Consider the following 19,896-nt stretch of genomic DNA (forward strand, 5'->3'; position numbering starts at 1 on the left):
AGACCTTACCGCGTTACAAACTATTAACTCAATCAAATTATTCGATTATCGATAATTTTGTTATATCCCAATTATTGGGTGTTTTACAATCGTATATGTGTTAAACTTCTTCATGATTATCGCGAAAAAGTTTCCTCAATCCAGATATACTAATATCCAGGGTTTTGAACGGCTTCTTTTTCTTCCGCAGAAAGTGGTTTTCCATTTTGTTCGAGCGCATCGATATAGCTTTGCGGGATAGGTCTTAATAAGAATTTCTCCCTAATATTTGGTGCCGCATCAGGATTAAAAGCCTGATCTCTTTGAATTAATGTTTTTGTTCTCGCTAAATCTACCCATCTATGGAATTCTCCTAATAATTCCCTGGCTCTTTCATTTAATATAAAATGAACAAACATATCTGGTTTAGAATTTACTCCGGTAGGATAGATTTCCTGTTGTGCGGCAGTAGTTCCCGGGGTGAAAATCTCTTCGGTTATGGTCATCTCTTCAGCGGTACTTGAAGTTTCTCCGTAAGGTACCTCTTCTTCGGTAAGATAATAAACAAATCCACGATCTTCCCCCTCCTGATAAGCTGCTCTGGCTCTTAACTGATTAAGTAAGGAAACAGCTTCACCGTAGTTTTCCATTCTTCCGTAGGCCTCTGCAGCTATTAAATACGTTTCTCCCAATCGAGCAAGAATTCCGTCTCTGGTTCCTTTGGCATCATTAAAGTTTGTTCTAAATGGATCCAGGTATTTTGATAACGAAGGATAAGTGCTAATGTCCCAGTCGGTAGTTAATTCTCCACTAGAATTTACTGCATACCTGGCTAATACCAAAGGTGCTAATTCATCTTTATAATCTGGAGTAAATCTTCTATCGCCCATTTCGTTCACTACATATATCGCTGCAGTATCACCTACATTAAATTTTAATTCTCCCACAAGGTCTGGACTAGGAGCATTTTCTGCACTCCAGGTAGGGACACTATTGGTATTTTTGGCGATATAAGAAGTCTGAAAACTTTTATAAAATCTGGAATCGATGGTTCTGTTAAAAACATTCAGACCAAAATCTGTAGGTTTAAGTCGCTGAAATTCTCTACCATCCTCCAGATTTCTGGTCATTCCCGGGAAAAAGCGATAAACGGATAGGAAGTACAAATGCGTTTGATTACCATATCTACCTAATAACGATTGATTGTCATCAAATTGAGCAGCAAGAATTATTTCTGAATTAGTTTCATTAGGTCCGTTCACTGAAGTATACTGGAATAAATCATTGAAATTATTGGCTAATTGGTGATTTGATCCAGAAATTACTTCCATCGCAAATTTAGCGGCGTTTTCTAAATCGTTAGGCTGTGTGATATCAGCATTTAGTTCGCTTGCTCTTGTTAAATAGGTTTTTGCTAAATAGTGCCTGGCGGCAGATTTTGTAATTCGGCCTTCCTGGCTTTCTTCCTCAGGTAAAAGATCAACCGCTTTGGTAAGATCCTCTACGATTAAATTGAAAACGTCTTCTTTTGGAGCTCTTGGAAAATCAGCTCTGTCTGAAGTAATAGGCTCTGTAGATATTGGTACACCGCCAAATTGAGTGACTAGTTTTAGATAATCAAAACCTCTTAAAAAATAGAGTTCTCCTAAGCGTGTGTCTCTTAGCTCTGGGTTATCGGCTAAAACCTCGGGTATTCTGGTAATACCGATATTGTGTAAATTTATCTGTGCGTACATATTATCCCATAAAGGGGCTAAGTTTGCACCATCTAACGGGTCTAATTCGCCAGAGTAGGTATTCCACATTACGTGGTTGGTGCCTCCACCATTCGTAAAAGTATCTACTCCGTAGTTTGTTAGTACATAAGACCATTCATAATTAAAATGGAATCTTAATCCTTCGTAGGCTCCGTTTACCAGTTCTTCTATTCCCTCTGGCGTGTTATATCGCTCCTGGGTAAGGGTAGCTACCATTTCTTCCTCTAGAAAATCATCAGAGCAGGATATCATGCCGAATATGGTGATGAGATATAGTAATCTTTTCATGTTTAATTCTTTTAAAATGATAAGTTTAATCCAAATACAAAGCTGTTTGTGGTAATGCTTGAGGCGCTGTTGTTTGATCCTCCGTTTTGGAAACTGGAATCTGGATCAAGAAAATCTGCTTTTGAATATAACCATGGGTTTAAAGCCTGGGCATAAACTTTTAAACGAGAGATGTTGAATTGTTCAAGTTGTTCTCTGGGGAAATTATATCCCAGGGAAACATATCTAAGTTTAATAAAAGATCCATCCTGATAATTCATGGAACTATAATAAAGTGGTTGCCCGCCGTTGTTATAATCTGCTTTAGGATAAGCATTCGTAGGATTATCGGGAGTCCAGTAATCTACAGCTCTATGAACGTATTGTCCTTGCATATCTACTGCACCACCTTCCACGATATAATCCCATCTGGAAAAAAAGAAAGCTGCTAAGTCCCAATTTTTGTAAGAGAACGTATTTCTAAATCCGCCTGTCCACACCGGTGTGGGAGAGCCGATTATTTGCCGGTCGTTTTCGGGATCGATAATACCATCATCATTTACATCTTCTACCCGAATATCGCCTGGCTCAAAATCATGTCCATTTGCGTTATAACGTGCTATTTCGTCTGCATCTTCAGTTTGCCAGATGCCCACTTTTTTATAGTCATAATAAACCGATAAGGGCTGGCCAATAAACCTTCGGTTATTTACATCATCTTCTTTACCGTTTACTAACTCAAGTATTTCGTTATCATTTCTGGATATGGTAAGGTCTGAGGTCCATTGAAAATCTGGAGTTTGAATATTAATGGTATTTAAGACCAGCTCAATACCGGTGTTTTTAGTTTTACCGGCATTAATCGTTATACTACCATAACCGGTTACCGAGTTGGGCGATTTGCTTAGCAGGATATCTTCGGTATTGGCGATATAATAGTCTAAAGATCCAGAGATCCTGTTATTTAAAACTCCAAAATCAAGTCCGAGATTCAACTGATTTGTTCTTTCCCAACCTAAATTCATATTCGGTATAGATCCTCTATCGGTTCCTTTAGGATCGCCGGTTACATATCCGCTGGCTGGAGTTCCTCCAAAAACATAAGGTAGTCTTACCAAACCTCCGGCTGTACTGTAAGGCCCAACAGCGGCATTACCAACAGCACCGTAGCCTAGTCTTAATTTAAGCTGGTTAAAAGAAGCATCTTGCATAAAAGCTTCTTCATCAATTTTCCAACCTAAAGCAAGGGAAGGGAAGAAGTCCCATTTATTACCAGTACTTAAAACTGAAGCACCATCAGCTCTTCCGGTTACCGTTAAGAGGTATTTATCGAGTAGAGAGTAGTTTATTCTGGCCATATAAGAGGTAAGCGTGTTTTTAGAATATCCAGAGCCCCATCCATCTAAAGATCCACGATTTGTTGACCCTAAATTGTGCCACAACTGGCTATCATAAGGAAGGTCTGAAGCAATCATATCTGAATTTTCCTGCTTGTACCTTGAGGCACTTTGAAGCAGTGTGACGTTTAGGGTATGCTTCTCTGCAAATGTTTTATCATAATAAAGCAGGTTTTCCAGCGTCCAGGAAATCTGCTCGCTTTTACCTAATCTTGCGTAGTTAGTAGAAGATGCAGATCCACCACCTCTTAAACTTGATTCTGCTGCCTGAAACTGGCCATTTCTAAAATTTCGTATATCTGGTCCAAATACCGTTCTAAACCTTAGACCTTCAGTGAATTGAATTTCAGCAAAAAAGCTACCAAACATGCGGGCTGTAGTTCTTTCATTAATTACCAGCCCGTTGTCCCGAATGGGATTTACGATATTAGGGTTTCCGCCGGGATTAAAAATATAATCACCGTTTTCGTCGTATGGTCTGGCGAAAGGAAGTTGACCTAATGCAGCTTCGTAAAGTGTTCTTGACCCTCTGGAGCCTCCTGCGGCGTATCCATAATCCTGTACGCTATAGGACCCGTTTATCGTTCCACCAATTTTAAACCAGTCGGTTGCCTGTAGCTCCAGATTAACCAAACCGGTATATCTTTTATATTTTTGGCCGGCTACTGTTCCTATTTGGTCAAGATATCCTCCAGAAATATATCCGGTCATTCTTTCAGTACCCATATTGGCACTTAGGTTATACTGTTGTAATATACCTGATTGTTCCACATAGTCGGTCCAGTTGGTTGTTTGGATGTTAGACCCGTTATAAATGGGTATTTGATTTACGCCATACAACGCCTGTTCTTCTGCCGTGGCGGCTCTTGTCTCTGCTATAGGGGTGCCATCTGCGTTGTATCCAGTGATGTTATAGGCACTAAGGATATTGTTCAAAGCGGCTTGGTCTCCGCCAAAATAGTTGAAATCATCTGTGGCATTTGGATAGGGTGTAGTGTATAATCCAGCTCCTCTTAAGGCATCACGACGGTATTGGGCATATTCATTTCCGTTCCAGTAATCGGCAAGATTTCTTATGTTTTCTATGGTAACCGAACTATCAAAATTAATCTGAGCTCTTCCTTGTCTGCCTTTTTTAGTGCTTACTAAAACGACACCATTAGCCCCTCTGGAACCATATATAGCTGTTGCTGAAGCATCTTTTAGGATTTCTATGGATTCTATATCATTGGGGTTTAACATTTCTAAACCGCCAGATTGTAATGGCACGCCATCAACTACATAAAGTGGAGAATTACCCCCAGAGATTGAGCGATTTCCCCTGATTCTTATAGCGCCTATTTCTCCTGGTCTGGCGTTAGAAGAAATATCTACTCCTGCAGCTTTTCCCTGAATACCCTGTAAGGTACTTTGCACGGGAAATGCGTTTAATTCTTCAGAAGATACAGAGGATATTGCCCCGGTAATATCAGATTTTTTCTGTGTTCCGTATCCTACCACCACAACTTCTTCTAAGCTATCGGTGTCTTCTTCCATAATCACATTTATTTGAGCTTGTGAACCAATGGTTTTTTCAATCGTTTTCGTTCCGATAAAAGAAAATACAATGATGTCTCCGGGAGAAGCGGTTAAGCTATATTTTCCATCAAAATCGGTTTGAATTCCTGTGTCAGTTCCCTTGATAAAGACATTAACACCCGGCATGGGAACATTATTGGCATCTTTAACGATACCGCTAATAGTTTTTTCCTGTGCAAAACTCACTGCACTTAGGAAGAGCATCAAAACTATTAAAAAGCTTTTAGTATAATCATTTTTCATTTTGGATAGGTAATTTGTATATTCTCATGATTCAAATATATTTTTAAAATAAAGTTCAGGTATCCTGTACTGTACTGCGGTTTATTTAAAAAAAATGATTTAATATTGAGATTATTGTAAATAAAAAATCGGTACTATCATAGGCTGAGTGTAATGATAATACCGAATGAGAGGTGATGGTAAAATTTAGTTTTGATACAAAGAATCGGCAATAGAAACGCCGGGAGCATTTGAAATTTTAACTTTTGAAGTGTCTTTTGTTTTTAAACTAAACGTATTTAACCGCCAGTTTTTGCTATAGTTTATTTGTCCAGCGGTTTCTGCTTGTATTTGCACATTTTCCATCGTCACATCGGTGATGTACGAATTTTCCAGACCATTTACGTTAATAGCTCTTTTTGCACCGCTTACGTCTATATTTTTGAGTGTAATATTCTTGAATGTAGGAATCCCTTTAGAGGCAGGTTTTACTTCTTTCAGTAGCGTTTGCCAACGTTGTGGTATGGAATCTATATCATAGCCTTCAGGAAGTTTAGAGTAGCTGTAACTTGGGTTCCAATTCATAGAGACCTCCATAAAGGTCTGAACGCTATCCATTGCGATATTTTCTAGATGAATATCTTCAACAGCGCCTCCTCTGGTAATTGCAGATTTAATATTTAAACCATTCTTAGTTCCTATGCCTTTGATATTTGAGACATACACATGCCGAATATCTCCGGCCGTTTCGCTACCAATAGTAAATAATCCTGAGCCTGCCCGGGCAATAGAGTTTCTTATCACAACATATTGTGTGGGTTTATTCACGCGTTGTCCATCCCAATCACGTCCTGCTTTTAGACAAAAATTATCATCGTTACAGTCGATATCACAATTTTCAACTAAAATCCATTCTGAAGAATCAATATCAACACCATCGGTACTTGGGCCGTGTCCACCAATATTATTTCTGATCGTTAATCCATCTACCGTGATATATTTTGAATAGAGCACCTGTACCGTCCAAAATCCGGCTTTTTGAATGTTTAAATCTTTAAGAATGACATTTTCTGAGTCTGAAATTAAAATAGTTCTGGGTCTTTTTGCATCATAATCTACGATCCAGCGTAAGCCTTTTGGTTCATATTCTTTTCTAAGATTCCAGTAGTAATCCCAAAAGACCTTTCCCTGAGCATTTACAGTACCAGAGCCATCTATTAAGACTTCATTTTGGTTACTAACATTAATCAGGGCCGCCGGCCATTTCATTTCAATTCCGGCAACTCTGGTATCAATTTCCGGGTAATCTTCGATATTTTCGCTACCTCTTAATTCTACTCCTTCGGGAATATTAAAATGAACTCCTTTTTTTACGAATATAGATCCTGAAAGGTATATGCCAGGTTTAAAAGAGACTTTTCCACCTCCATTTTTTGCGCATTCGCCAATCGCTTTTTGAATAGCTTCTGTACTTAATGAAGTGGAGTTGTTTTTAGCACCAAAATCGTTTACCCAGTAGGTTTTATCCTGAAAATTTAGATTTTTCGCCCCAACGTTATCAATCCAGGCTAATGGCTCATGATCTTTTTTAGGTTCAATTTTTTTATCCTCTTCTTTACAGGAAAAGACGATGAAAATCGATAATATGAGTACTTGTCTTAAAATTCTTAATGTCATAATAGTGAAATTTACACTAAAATGCTGTAAATATTAAGTTTTTGTGTCCTGTACTTGCCTGATTTAGTCTTCCTGATTTTCCCATTTAAAAGGTAAAAACCAGTTTTGACGACTCATTAATCTGGCTCTAACCGAGTTAGCTTCTGGGTTTCCTTCAGCAGCTAATTTTTCGTAGACTTTATCTGCTAAAAAGGAAGGATCATTGCGGTGTATGGCTACACGTACCAAATCACCCCAACGATTTCCTTCAAAAGCTAATTCTAATGCGGCTTCTTCTATAATATTATTTTCTATAGCAATTAAACTGTCGCCCACAACTTCTGCACGTTCTACATAAGCTCTTCCTCTAATCCCACCATTTCTATACCATGGCCCTCTGTAAAAAGGAAAGTCACCCTTTCTGGCATCAAAATTATAAGGGAAAGGTAGGTTGGTCTGTTCTATATCGCTAACATCTTCTACTCCGTCTACGGTATAGGCATTTTGAATGCCGTAATTAAGTAGGGCATCGGCTAATTTATGGTGTCCGTCGCGGTTTGCCGCTTCAGCAAATCTTAGATGTAGTTTTGCTGCTCGATATAAAAACCATCTACCGTCGCGATTAAAAACATCTACAGGCATTTGAGTTTCTTCACTTAAAAAATTGTAGAGATATTTTTTTACTACGGGATTTCCTCCTACATCCAGATAACTAAAAATCTTACCACGGGCATCATAAGGAAAGCCATTTAATTGATTTTGATTATTCCATAATGCAATAGCTCTTTGCGAAGGTTTTAAAACATAGTCCCCAGATTGAATCGAAAATAAATTGATAAAAGGATTCTCTGGAGCAAAATTAGAATCGAATGGGAGGGACCAAATCCACTCCTGATTCCAACGATCGTCCTGATCTCTGGCAAAAATACTTCCCCAGCCATCGGTATTAGAATTGATTAATGCTCTTGCATCCTGCTCTCTATAACGCTGATATTCTACGCCTAAATCTACCGTGTTAGGTGAATTATAAATTATCCGGTAGGTGTCATAATAATAGCTGTCTGTACCATTACTGGAAGTTTCCATTACATTTTTATAATGTGAGGCGGCTTCAGTATAATTACCATTCCAAAGTTGTAAATCTCCTAAAACCACCTCTTTATTTATAAAGAATTTAGCGGTGTTGTACCCATCTACATCTACAACCAGCGAGCTATTTTGATTATAGGGATCGGTATAAGGAAGGCCTTCAGTGAAATTAATCAGTTCTTTGATTAAATCTTCTAAACGAAGTCTTGGATACAGATTTTCGTTTTGTAAATCTTCTAATTTTTCGATAGGTTCGGTAACGTAAGGAACCTCCCCATAGTGCATGCCTAATTGTAAATATAACCAGCTTCTTAAAGTTCCAATATCAGCATATCTTTCATTAAATTCATCTGCGTCTATTTTGTTATTTTCCAGCATGACCCTAAAATTCTTTAGGGCATCATTACAGTTGTTTATCACTTCGTAAAAATCACGCGGATTCGCATAAGGATTGTCTTTTGAAACTGTATGTGTATTTAATTCTTCTATATCTGGAGAAGAATTTCTGGTAGGACTTATAAGATCTGCCCGAAGCTCGTTAAGTACAATATATTTACCGGCGAGCCCCATAAGCTTGCCATAAATTCCCACTACCGCGGCATCGGCATCATACAGGTCGTTATATACCTGTTCTTCATTTAATTTGTCCTGTGGTTTTACATCTAAATAATCTTCACAGGAAGTGAATCCTAAGAGAATGGCAAGCGCACCGCAGGTTAATATTTTTTTATTTATTTTAATCATGTCTTTATGTTTTTTTCTGAAAAACAAGCTATTAAAGTCCTAATCTTAATCCCAATTGTATCGTTCTAAATTGTGGCATTAAACCTATATCTGCTCCCTGTCCAAAAATTGACTGAGTGGCGCTAAACTCTGGATCGTAGCCTAAATAATCTGTAAGGGTAAACAGGTTGTTAGCCGTTGCATATAAATTGATATATCTTAAAAAATCCATATTGCGTACATTAAGATTATAATTAAGAACCAGTGTTTTTAATCTTAAATAAGAGCCGTCTTCTATCCAGCGATTAGAGAAGTAAGCATTACCCATGGGATCACCCCAGTTTACCCTAGGGATATTAGTCTGTTGCCCTTCAGCCCTCCATCTATTGGCTACTGCGATACTTTGGTTTTCGTAACCACTCATTTTTTCCATGTGATAGCGTAATCCATTATAAAGATCGTTCCCTAAAGAGAAGCTGAATAATCCTGAAATTGAAAATCTCTTATAAGTGAAATTGGCTGAAATACTTCCGAAGAAATCGGGATTAGGGTTGCCGATAATGGCTTTATCGTCTTCATCAATAATGTTATCACCATTAAAATCTGTAAATATCATATCTCCGCCCTTAAATGGCTCCAGATCTCCATTGGCCATTCGCTTTGTAAGACCAGCGGCCTGAGCTTCAGCAGTTGTCGCGTACACTCCATTGGTATGATATCCATAGAAGAGATTAGCATCCATGCCCTGGTACGTTACATAAGAGGCTCCACCAAATTCAGTAATGATGCGATCATTAGGAATACTTAAAATTTCATTTTCGTATCTGGAGATATTAATGCCCAGATCAAAACTTGTATTTTCAGTATTAATTAATCTACTTTCCAGACTTACTTCTATACCTCTTGTTTGCATACTTCCAGCATTAGATACTACATAATCGAAACCTGTAATCTCTTTGGCAGGTTGATAGGTAATCATATCTGTAGTTTTATTATCAAATACTTCTACGCTTGCATTTAACCTTTCGTTGAATAAAGAAATATCTACTCCCAGATTTATTTTTCTTATTGTTTCCCATTGAAGATGTGGATTACCGATATTACCTCTTACCAGTCCCTGTAAACCCAGTAAATTTTGGGAAATATAATATTGTTGTGCGGTGAAATTCCCAATATCGTCATTCCCGGTAAAAGTGATTCCCCCTCTTAATTTTAGCAGGTTTATGGGAGCTACATTTTTAAGGAAATTCTCTGAAGATACTATCCATGCGCCAGATAATGACCCTAAAACAGAAAACGCATTTTCTCCTATATTAATGGCTCCTTTTTCAACTTCATCTCCAAAGCGACTGGAACCATCTACCGATCCGCTAAAGCTTATAAAATATTTATTCAGGTAATCGTATTTTGTACTTACATAAGCGTTTAGCCAATTATATTCTCCCAGATGACCACCAACATATCTTAAAAGGTTACTCCCGGCGCCAACACTGGTAAAATCGTCTGTAGCAGAATTATAGCCTAATCCCAGATCACTTTCGGTTTCTACATTCTGGCTGCGTAATCCAATTTTTAAATCCAGTCCATGTTTATGGTTAAAACGTTTGTTGAAATTGATAAAAGCATCAGTATAAATTGCGTATAATCTTTGTACTTCACTACCGCTTCGGTTTTTGGCTATGGCTAAAGGCAACGTAATATCTGCAACACCAAAATCTGGGATAAAGAAGTTTTCTCTTTCTTTATTATAGGTTAATCCGGCTAATAGGTTGGCATTCCAAAATTCGTTGATATCATATCTAAAATGAAGATTACCATAAAATCTATAATTCTTATTATTTCCTATTCCTTCCTGCTCGATTGCTAATGGATTGCTTATATCAAAGATGTCTACATCTGCCAGGTTAGGGGAGACTTCTCCATTTCCATTTATGGCATTTATAGACATAAAAGGAGATTTTACCAATGCTAAATACATGGGATTGGTTTTATAGGCCAGGCCCTGATCTCTTTGATTTTCGGTATTGTGTATAAAAGAGAGATTTGCATTTACATTTAATCTTTCGGTAAGTTTTAAAGCGGCATTAAGGCGGGTATGATAGCGTTGTAAATCTGAATAGTTTGTAATACCTTCAGCCTTAACATATCCAACAGAAAGTCCGTATTTAGCAATTTCGTCACCCCCCCTTATTTTTAGGTAATAATTTTGATTGGCACTATTTTCAAAAACCTGATCCTGCCAGTTTGTTTGATTATTGTATAAATAATAAGCCTCACTTTGCCTGTTATCTGTCATCCAGGGCAGGTTAGCTATTTGTTCTGGAGAATATCCTCGTGTACTTACGGCCTGGGTTAAATACGTTCGATATTGATTCGCATTAAGTACCGGTAAATTATCAGGTCTAGAATTTACTCCGCCATAAACGGTAAAATCAATTTTGGTACTTAGGTCTGTTGGTCGTGTAGTGGTAATTTCTATAACTCCATTAGCTCCTTTAGTTCCGTATAAAGCGCTACCGTCTTTTAATATGGTCACATCTTCTATATCTTTTACATCGATCATTGATAGCGGAGAAGACATGTTATTTTGAATAATACCAGAGCCATAATCTTCATCGTCGTAAATCATACCATCTACGACGATTAAAGGCTTATTGGTGGCATAAAGTGAGGTGAAACCTCTAAGGTTTATATAAGCACCGGCCCCGGGTACCCCGGATTTTCGGATAATATTTAAACCCGCTACTTTACCCTGAAGAAAATCTCCAACAGATTCGTTTACTGGGGCACTCCACTGGTCTTCGCTAAAATCTACAACGCTTGTTGATTTAGCATTAGCATACTGTAATTGTTCTCCGCCCGGTAATTCGCCTATTCGATAAAATGGCGAATAGTTCTCTTCATATAACAAGATTTCAATATCCTGATTTTGGTTATTTAAAGGATAAATTTTTGTCTGAAAATCCTGTCCGCTTAGGTTTAATAGCGCATTTAAATGAGGCACATTGATCTGGAATGTACCATCCTCGTTGGTAATCGCAGCAGAATAACCGGTAACGGCAATATTTATCCCTGAAATTCCTTCGGAAGTTTTTGCGTTTCTAACTATACCCGCAACTTTAATTCCCTGAACTTTTTCAGTAGCAACACTTGTGGCATCTGAATTTTGGGCACGGACCTCTGCAGGAAATCCTGAAGCAACCAATATACCGATAAGAAAGGTTAGTGGTATTATTCTTTGCATAATTATTGGTTTAATGTCTTTAAATATCTTTATTTAATTACAGGTACAAATTTTAAATAATCTAGTGTTAAGGTGTTTTGACCATTTACAGCAGTATTTGCGGCTAGTAAAGTGATCAGGTCTAAATTACCGGCTTCTTCAAGGGTAAATTCCCCTATAAAAACTTCACTATAATCATCTGGAGGAACATCGGTGTAGGGCAGGCTGGCTATTGGATTTGCTACTGTTCCATCTGCCTGAAATTCTCCTCCTATTCTTAAAGCTTGTTGAAATGTATTTTCCTGAATATCATTAACGGCACGCCAGTATACGCGATACGTGGTGCTATATAAATTGTTGGCGGTATAGTAGATGCCGAATTTAGGAACTTCGTGATTTTGAACCATAATGTCTGAAAACGGTTCACCAGAAGGACTGGCTTTCTCTCTGTAGAAGGTATTAATACGTTTATCGCCCTGACTAAAACCCGATGGATTTTCCCCCTCGATAACAGTGCTTAATAATCTTTTTTCTAAAGGAACATCAACGGTGCTCATTTTAAATAAGATACCATTACTAAGCTTAACTTCTTCTAAAATCCTATTCTTATTCACCGGTACCTTAACACCAAATCTAGAAGTTAACGCGTCTGGTAAATTTTCCCTAGAATATGATTTATGAAAAGCCATATCCCTAACAGCAAAATAGCTGGCGTAGGTAGTCGTAGAATCGGTAGTTCCTTTATTTAAGTAAGGCTTTAAGGTTTCTACCTGATTTTTATAGCCTTCATCCTCTAATAAAAAGAAAGTGTATTTATTCTTTTCGTTATTAAGATTGTAAACATTTAATAAATAGGAGTTCGTTAAGGAATCGGCGAACATTATTTCTTCACTTTTTTCAGCCATTGCTTTAGGTAAACTATCTGAAGGATAGATATCAAATTCATCCAAACTCATTATAAATTTACTCATGGCATTAGAAGCTGCTTCATCCTGAAGATATTCCCAAATGTTCCTTCTGGGAGTTAAGGCTTTATCTATAATGTGATATAGACCATTTTCAGCATATTGATCGGCTGTTAGTACATTAGATTCGGCAATCATATTACCATTTTTAAATTCTAAATATTTATCGGAAAGCATAGCTACTGAAACGGTATCCTTATCGGTTACTGAAGAGTAGGAGGTAAGGGCAATGTGGTTCAAAACAAATAATTGTTTATCCTCCATATCTGCTAAAACTGAAGCATCGACCTGAGCCATAGCTTCATTGGTTGGTACCCAAACGGTATAAGTTTTGGCCGATGATAATATGCTATCATATCCTGTTTCGATAAGTAATGCCCCAAAATCGGATGTTTCTGGTGTATTATTAATTCTAATATTCAGTTTTTCGTTAAGGTTAGCATCTACCATTTTTGCATGATCATCCCATGGATCTGAGCATGAGATAACCGATACAATAGCCAGAACAGCTACCAAAATGAGTTTATGGTTATAATTTGATATCATCCTTTTTATGGATTAGTTTAATTAATATCTGATTCGTAGATAAGTCCGTCTCCACCAGACTCAAATTTTGGATATAACTGATCCATATCTACGGGTCTAAATTCGATAACATCCAGCCATGTGTTATATCCCGCATATTCCGTAGATTGAAGCATAAATTTATGTCGGCCAGTTGTTTCAACATTTATAATGCCCATTAATCGACTGTAGAATGCGTTATCATAAGGATAGATGTGTCGTTTGTATCCCTGCGATTCCAGAACTCTCTCAGGTAACTCGGTATTCCCATACTCACTAAAGTTGGCAATTCTAGGAAGTTCCTGACCATTAAAGAACGCTTTTACTCTAGGCTGTCTGTCTGATGCTCTATAAGAGACCCAGACTTTATACTGTCCTTTAATAATGACAGGTGTAGTAAATTCAAGATTATTGGTAACCCCAGTTCTAAAGCGCACTAATTCCAATACATCGCCATGCCAGCCTCTTCCAGTTCTATCTCCAATAGGTGGCGAGGCATAGGTAAGGTCATAGGATCCTTCATAATTAATTTCACTAAGTTCTGAACTATTTAATGAAGCGTAATTTCCTGGTTTTCTAAATACCGCACTTAGCTGTCTAAATTCTGGTTGATCTGCCGGATCAAAATACACCGGGGAAGGGAATCTTTTTTTGATGAAGAAATTATCGTCAACAAAATGAATAGCTCCGTTGGAAGCTGTGATATCGCTGGCGTCTCTTTTTATAGCCACGCCTTCTTCAAAAACACCATTAAAGGTTTCCTCATTCAATACGATACTATCCCGTTTTAACTTGATGCCTATAACTTCTAGAGGTGCTTTGGTTAAAACAGTGCTTGTTCCTACAAGATCTGCTAAATAGTTTAATCCGGGAATAATTCGATAAGCAACAAATAAATTTAAGCTGTCTTTTGGATTCGTGGGGTTATTAAGATGACTATAAGTATCTTCTAACTCAGTATAAGAGTTAATGCCATTTTGGCTAAAGACTTCGTCACTTTGTGCGATCACTGTTAGATAGCTGGGAATACTATCATTGTCGTAGGTTAGTGGTTTGTCTAAAACTTCATACCAGCCTGTTTCTTTTAAGGCCGTAGCGAAAATAGATAGGGATTCATTATTATCGATCATCTTTGCCAGCGTTTTATTAGCTACTTTTAAAACTTTATCGATCACATGAATAATCCCATTTCCAACTTCGATATTAGAGGTAGTGATACGTGCATCTTTGTTTACGGTAATATTCGAAGAACCATCAATATTAACGGCACCGGTTATTAAATACTGTCCCTGCATTGATGGAGTTGAAATTTTTCCGTCATTAAAACTTGTGGTCTCAATACGTTCTTCTAACACATGTAATTTGGCTAAATCTTCCAGATCTTCGATCGGGATGTCGCTAATGGAGGAAAATCCTTCTTCATTTAAGTAATTTTGAACCGCTTGGTTTGTTGGAAGAAATAATGTGTAGGTACCATAGGTATTCATAAATGTTGAATAATTGGTCGTTTCCAGTATTTCCAGAAACATAGAATACTGTTCCGTGTTATTTTCAAGGTATCCGGTAATATTCAGTGTTTCGTCGGTAGATTCTTTATATTTTTCTGAAGTACAATTGATAATTACAATAGCCAGAACAGCTAAAAGGCTAAGTCTCCAAAAAAACGCAGTGTTTAATACTTTATTCATGACTTAAGTTTTTAATTATAAAACGGGTTCTGGGTTAATTCTTTATTGGTGTATAACTCATACTCATTAATAGGTAAGTAATGGCTATTGGGATCTTGTAATTTGTTTACAATAGATTGTTGCTGGCTTGGTGGGGCACTGTTTATGGCCACTGCAATTAGGATATCCAGTCGCTCATACTCATTTCTACGTGCATTTCTTAAAATATCGAACCATCTTTTGCCTTCAAAAGCAAGTTCTCTGGAACGTTCGGCAAGAATGTAATCTGTCACCGCATTTTTATTATCAGGATTTACATTTTGTGAAGTTGCCTGTATGGCCTCTCTGGCCTCCCTAATTTCTTCTATTATTTCAAGGGCTTCAGCACCTCGCCCTAATTGATTTAGCACTTCAGCTTTTAATAAAAGGACGCCAGCATAACGGTAAACGAACCAATGTGTATCTGAATTTTGAAGTGCTTTTCTTTCATTTTCATTAAGACCGGTGTATTTGTAGATTTCATTGGTTCCGGGAACCATGGCAGCTCTTTCTCCCCTGATATCTTTATTTTCGGGATCATCATAATCTACTCCAAAAACATCTTCTAAGACTGAGGGTGCGGCTAAAAATTGAGGTCTTTGTAGAAATATGTTATAAAATGGGTTTAGGTTTTGGGGGGTATACTGGAATTCAAAAATACTTTCAGAAGAATTACCCCGGGCATACACTGTGTTAAACCAATTGTTGGTAGCAACAATTAAGCTGTAATTTCCAGAATTGATAACTTTGTCTGCCGCTTCAAGAGCATTTTGATATTCCCCAGTCCATAAATATACATCTGTTTGTATAGCGTTAATGGCATGTTTGGTAATTCTACCTTTATTTTCTGGGATATTTCCATAGTCCTCAGTCGCTAAAGATTCTGCTTTTTCAAGATCTATTTTTACCTGTTCGAAAATTTGTTGTTGTGGTGTGACTGGTAATTGAAAATTATCCTCATCGCTTAGTGTAGCTTCCAATTTTAAAGGCACATCTTTAAAGCTTCTTGCTAGTGTGAAATACATATAGGCTCTTATGGTTAGCGCTTCTGCCAAATAATTGTCCAATTGCTCCTGTGTTAATGTTGGATCTTCTTCGAGAACGGCAGGAGCAAGGTCGATCACCGTATTACAATAATTTATAATTCTATAAAATGTAGCCCAAGAAGTAATTGAATTAGAAGGCAGGATATTAGAAGTTATAACATCTGTTTGTTCATCTATAACATTAGGGCCTGGTGCTATCATATCGCCCCTTAGTTCGCCGTACATAAAAAGATATTCGGCCAATGTTCTGTCACTAACAGAAGGCGGACTGTTTAGCATACTAGAATAAATACCTATAACCGCCGCTTTTATATCTTCTTTAGTTTTCCAGAAATCCTGTCTTACGGTGCCGTCTTGTGGCCTCAAATCCAGATAATCATCGCAGGAAAAAGTTAGTAGTGCGAAGATTACAAGTATGGTATGTGTTATTTTGATTCGCATAGGTTGTGAGTTTTAAAATCTGGTTTGTATTCCTAGAGTGAAACGTCTTGTTGGGGGTGTTCGCGAATAATCTATGGCGATACCAAAAGGATCCCCGCCTCGCATATTTACTTCGGGATCCTGTCCGCGATAGTTTGTGAAGGTCATTATATTATCTGCGGTAACATATACCCTTAAATCGTCTAATCTTAAATTTTCTAAAGCAGATTTTGGTAAGCTATAGCTAAACGTAGCCGATCTAAATCTAAGAAATGAAGCATCTTCTACATACCTGTCTGATCCTAACCAGTTATATCCTCCCTGATAAATAGCTCTTGGGATATTTGTTTGATCTCCCGGGTTTCGCCATCGATCTAATACGGCAGTACTTTGGTTATCCCAACCATACATGTTGGTAGTAAGCATATCTGTACCATTAACAATATCATAATCCAGCCGATAAGTGAAAAATGCTAATAACTTGAACTGGTTATTAAATGTAATAGAGGGACCAAAACCGCCGGTGAATTTTGGATTACTGTTCCCTAAATACACCACATCACGGCTGTCGATATTCCCATCTTTATTGATATCTTCATAAATGGCGTCCCCCGGTTGGAAAACATAATCCGTATTGGGATAATTAAACCGCATATATACAATTTGTCCATTGGGTCCTGTAATAATATCGCCATTAGCATCTCTAGCCTGTGTGGATTCCAGATCTGGATATACGCCTTTAAACCGATAGCCATAAAACGACCCAAAAGGATTATCTATCTGTAAGAACCGTTTAAATTCTCCGTTACGATCTACGTTACCGCTTTCGCTGGGGAAATATTCTGATATTTCCCGAATGATATTTTGGTTTCGGGAAATATTGAAATTAAAATCTACTTTCCATTTATCTGTTTTTATCGGCGTGGTGTATAGACCAATTTCCCAGCCCTGGTTATCGATTACCCCAACGTTTTGATCAATTTGGTTATATCCTGAAACAGTGGTTAAATCAAGATTTTGAAAAATTAGATCGTGTGTCGTGTTTTGATACACATCTACATCTAAGGTTACTCTTTGATCAAACATTCGTAGGTTTAGCCCAAGGTTTTTACCTACCAGGGTTTCCCATTTTAGGTTACTTAATTGTATATTTTGAGGATATACCCCATTATAGCCCAGGTATTCGGCATTAAAATTTCCGTAGATATTAAAGTACCTATAATCGTATCTGGGAGCTCTACCAGATTGTCCGTAACTGGCTCTAAAACTAAAATCATCCAACCAGTCAAGATTTTGCATAAATGGCTCACCAGAAACCCTCCATCTTGTTGAAACCGATGGGAAAAGTGCATATCTGTTATCCGGGCCAAATTTTGAGTTCCCATCTCCTCTTAATCCCACATTTATAATATACCGGTCTAATAAACTATATTGAGTATTGACTAATGCTGCCACGCTTCTAGACTGACTACTATTCGTGTACAATTGCAACTCTGCATTTTGAGTTCTTGAGGGTACCGATGGATCTGTTAAAAAAGACGATGCCGTATTTGAAGTTAATGCATTATGAGATTCATAAATAAAATCATTGGTTTGTAAGGAAAGAATACTTTGCAAACTATGTTTATCTCCAATATCTGGGGTATAAATAAGGTTTGTTTTAGAGGTAATACTCGCAATATCAACATCTGAATCTGAAGCCCGGTTCACCACAGTTTCGGTAAAAGGCCTTCCTGTAGCATTTTGGGGAAGAAAAGCTTTTGCTTTAGTACTGTTGAAATCAAATTGAATATCAAAAGTAGAAACTAATCTTTTAGGGACTAAATCTACCTGTAGATTGAAATGTGGTACAATTCGCTCTCCTGTTTGTATATTCGATGCATATTCGGCCATAGCTACGGGATTATACGTACCTGGGTACAATCCCTGAATATTTTGAGCAGGGGAGAAGTAGTTAGGGGTTAATTCTCCAAAATTGTTGTATTCATAAATGCTCATATTCGGCATTTTTGTATAGGCAACACTTCTTAACCGGTCACCGCTGCCGGTACCATTTACATAATTTCTATCGGTTGAAGAATGCGTGTAGGCCAGATCGGCTTTAAAGCGAATGCGATCTGATACTACGTAATCAAGGTTCAGTCTCCCAGTAATACGTTGGTAACCTGTGCCTTTTGTAACTCCTTTAGAATCATAATATCCAACCGAAGTAAAGTATCTTGCTTTTTTACCGCCCCCTTGTAGCGATAGGTTATGTTCCCCAGTTAAACCAGTTTGCGAAATAGCATCTACCCAATCGGTATTATTGCCATAATTCATATAATAATAAACTTGTTGAGGATCGTATTGAAATTCTTTAACGTTGAGAGTGTTTAAGGGGGTACCGTTCCGATTCATGTATTCTTCGGGTATAAGCATAGAATATTGATCACCATTAAGCATAGGTATTGTTTTTGGCAGTTTTGAAAGTGTACCTATAAAAGTGTAACCTATTTTTGGAGCTCCTACAGATCCCCTTTTTGTATTAATAATTAAGACTCCACTAGCTGCCCGGGCTCCCCACATTGCAGTTGCTGCTGCATCTTTTAAGACACTAATACTTTCAATATCTGATGGAGCAATATTTAAAAGCGCAGCATATCCCTGTTCATCTGCACTCCCAAAATTAAAATCCTCTGGGATAGAAGTTTCGTAAGGCATCCCGTCAACTACCACCAATGGGTCTGATGAGCCATTAATCGAAGATGTTCCTCTAATCCTAATTTGCATTCCTGCACCTGGATCTCCTGTGTTCGCTGTAATATCTACCCCGGGCATTCTACCCTGTAAAGCTTCATCGATAGATGCTGCTTGTGTATTTTCAAGATCAGAGGCCTTAACGGTTACCACACTGGTAGTTAAATTTCTTTCAGCAATTCCTATTAAACCATTATCAACAGGCTTTTCTGCGGTGATAAGAACTTCTTCCAAATCGCTGACTGAAGGGATAAGTTCAATAGTATATTCACTGGCACCGGTTAAAGGAATAGTTTTAGAACTATATCCCATAGTAGATACCGATAAGTTATTGTTAGGATTCTTAATTTTAATTGCGAAATTCCCATCGAAATCTGATATTACACCAGTAATTGTCCTATTTTCTGCATCCTGCTCGATTACTGTGGCGCCCGCAATAGGATCTTTAGTTTCTGCATCTATAATTGTTCCCCGTATAACATTGTTCTGCGCCAGGATAGCGTTTCCCGTTAGACATACGGTGAGTAAGGTTAAATAATAGAGATAGCTGGTAAATTTTTGTCTCATC

The 19,896-nt window shown here is 37.7% G+C and carries 9 protein-coding genes; all 9 read right to left on the reverse strand.

The window, feature by feature from the left end; translation table 11 throughout:
• Positions 1–149: 149 nt before the first annotated feature.
• Positions 150–2,024 (reverse strand): RagB/SusD family nutrient uptake outer membrane protein, encoded by a 1,875-nt coding sequence (locus tag L1967_RS04225; protein ID WP_249600475.1) that lies wholly within the window; start codon positions 2,022–2,024, stop codon positions 150–152.
• A gap of 11 nt (positions 2,025–2,035) precedes the next feature.
• Positions 2,036–5,221 (reverse strand): SusC/RagA family TonB-linked outer membrane protein, encoded by a 3,186-nt coding sequence (locus L1967_RS04230; RefSeq protein ID WP_249600476.1) that lies wholly within the window; start codon positions 5,219–5,221, stop codon positions 2,036–2,038.
• Between the two features lie 186 nt (positions 5,222–5,407).
• A complete protein-coding gene (locus L1967_RS04235) occupies positions 5,408–6,877 on the reverse strand; it encodes a glycoside hydrolase family 28 protein (protein ID WP_249600477.1) in 1,470 nt (489 codons plus the stop codon).
• A gap of 63 nt (positions 6,878–6,940) precedes the next feature.
• Positions 6,941–8,689 (reverse strand): RagB/SusD family nutrient uptake outer membrane protein, encoded by a 1,749-nt coding sequence (locus tag L1967_RS04240; RefSeq protein WP_249600478.1) that lies wholly within the window; start codon positions 8,687–8,689, stop codon positions 6,941–6,943.
• Positions 8,690–8,720: 31 nt separating this feature from the next.
• Positions 8,721–11,912, reverse strand: a complete 3,192-nt coding sequence (locus L1967_RS04245; protein WP_249600479.1) for a SusC/RagA family TonB-linked outer membrane protein — start codon at positions 11,910–11,912, stop codon at positions 8,721–8,723.
• Between the two features lie 29 nt (positions 11,913–11,941).
• Entirely contained in the window at positions 11,942–13,402 is a 1,461-nt protein-coding gene (locus tag L1967_RS04250; protein WP_249600480.1) for a fasciclin domain-containing protein, read from the reverse strand.
• Positions 13,403–13,419: 17 nt separating this feature from the next.
• The gene (locus L1967_RS04255; protein WP_249600481.1) at positions 13,420–15,108 is read right to left on the reverse strand and encodes a fasciclin domain-containing protein; all 1,689 of its coding nucleotides are present in this window, start codon (positions 15,106–15,108) and stop codon (positions 13,420–13,422) included.
• A gap of 11 nt (positions 15,109–15,119) precedes the next feature.
• Entirely contained in the window at positions 15,120–16,613 is a 1,494-nt protein-coding gene (locus L1967_RS04260) for a RagB/SusD family nutrient uptake outer membrane protein (protein ID WP_249600482.1), read from the reverse strand.
• A gap of 12 nt (positions 16,614–16,625) precedes the next feature.
• The gene (locus L1967_RS04265) at positions 16,626–19,895 is read right to left on the reverse strand and encodes a SusC/RagA family TonB-linked outer membrane protein (protein ID WP_249600483.1); all 3,270 of its coding nucleotides are present in this window, start codon (positions 19,893–19,895) and stop codon (positions 16,626–16,628) included.
• Between the last annotated feature and the right edge of the window lies 1 nt (position 19,896).

This window comes from Zunongwangia pacifica (assembly GCF_023499215.1).
Taxonomy (GTDB): domain Bacteria; phylum Bacteroidota; class Bacteroidia; order Flavobacteriales; family Flavobacteriaceae; genus Zunongwangia; species Zunongwangia pacifica.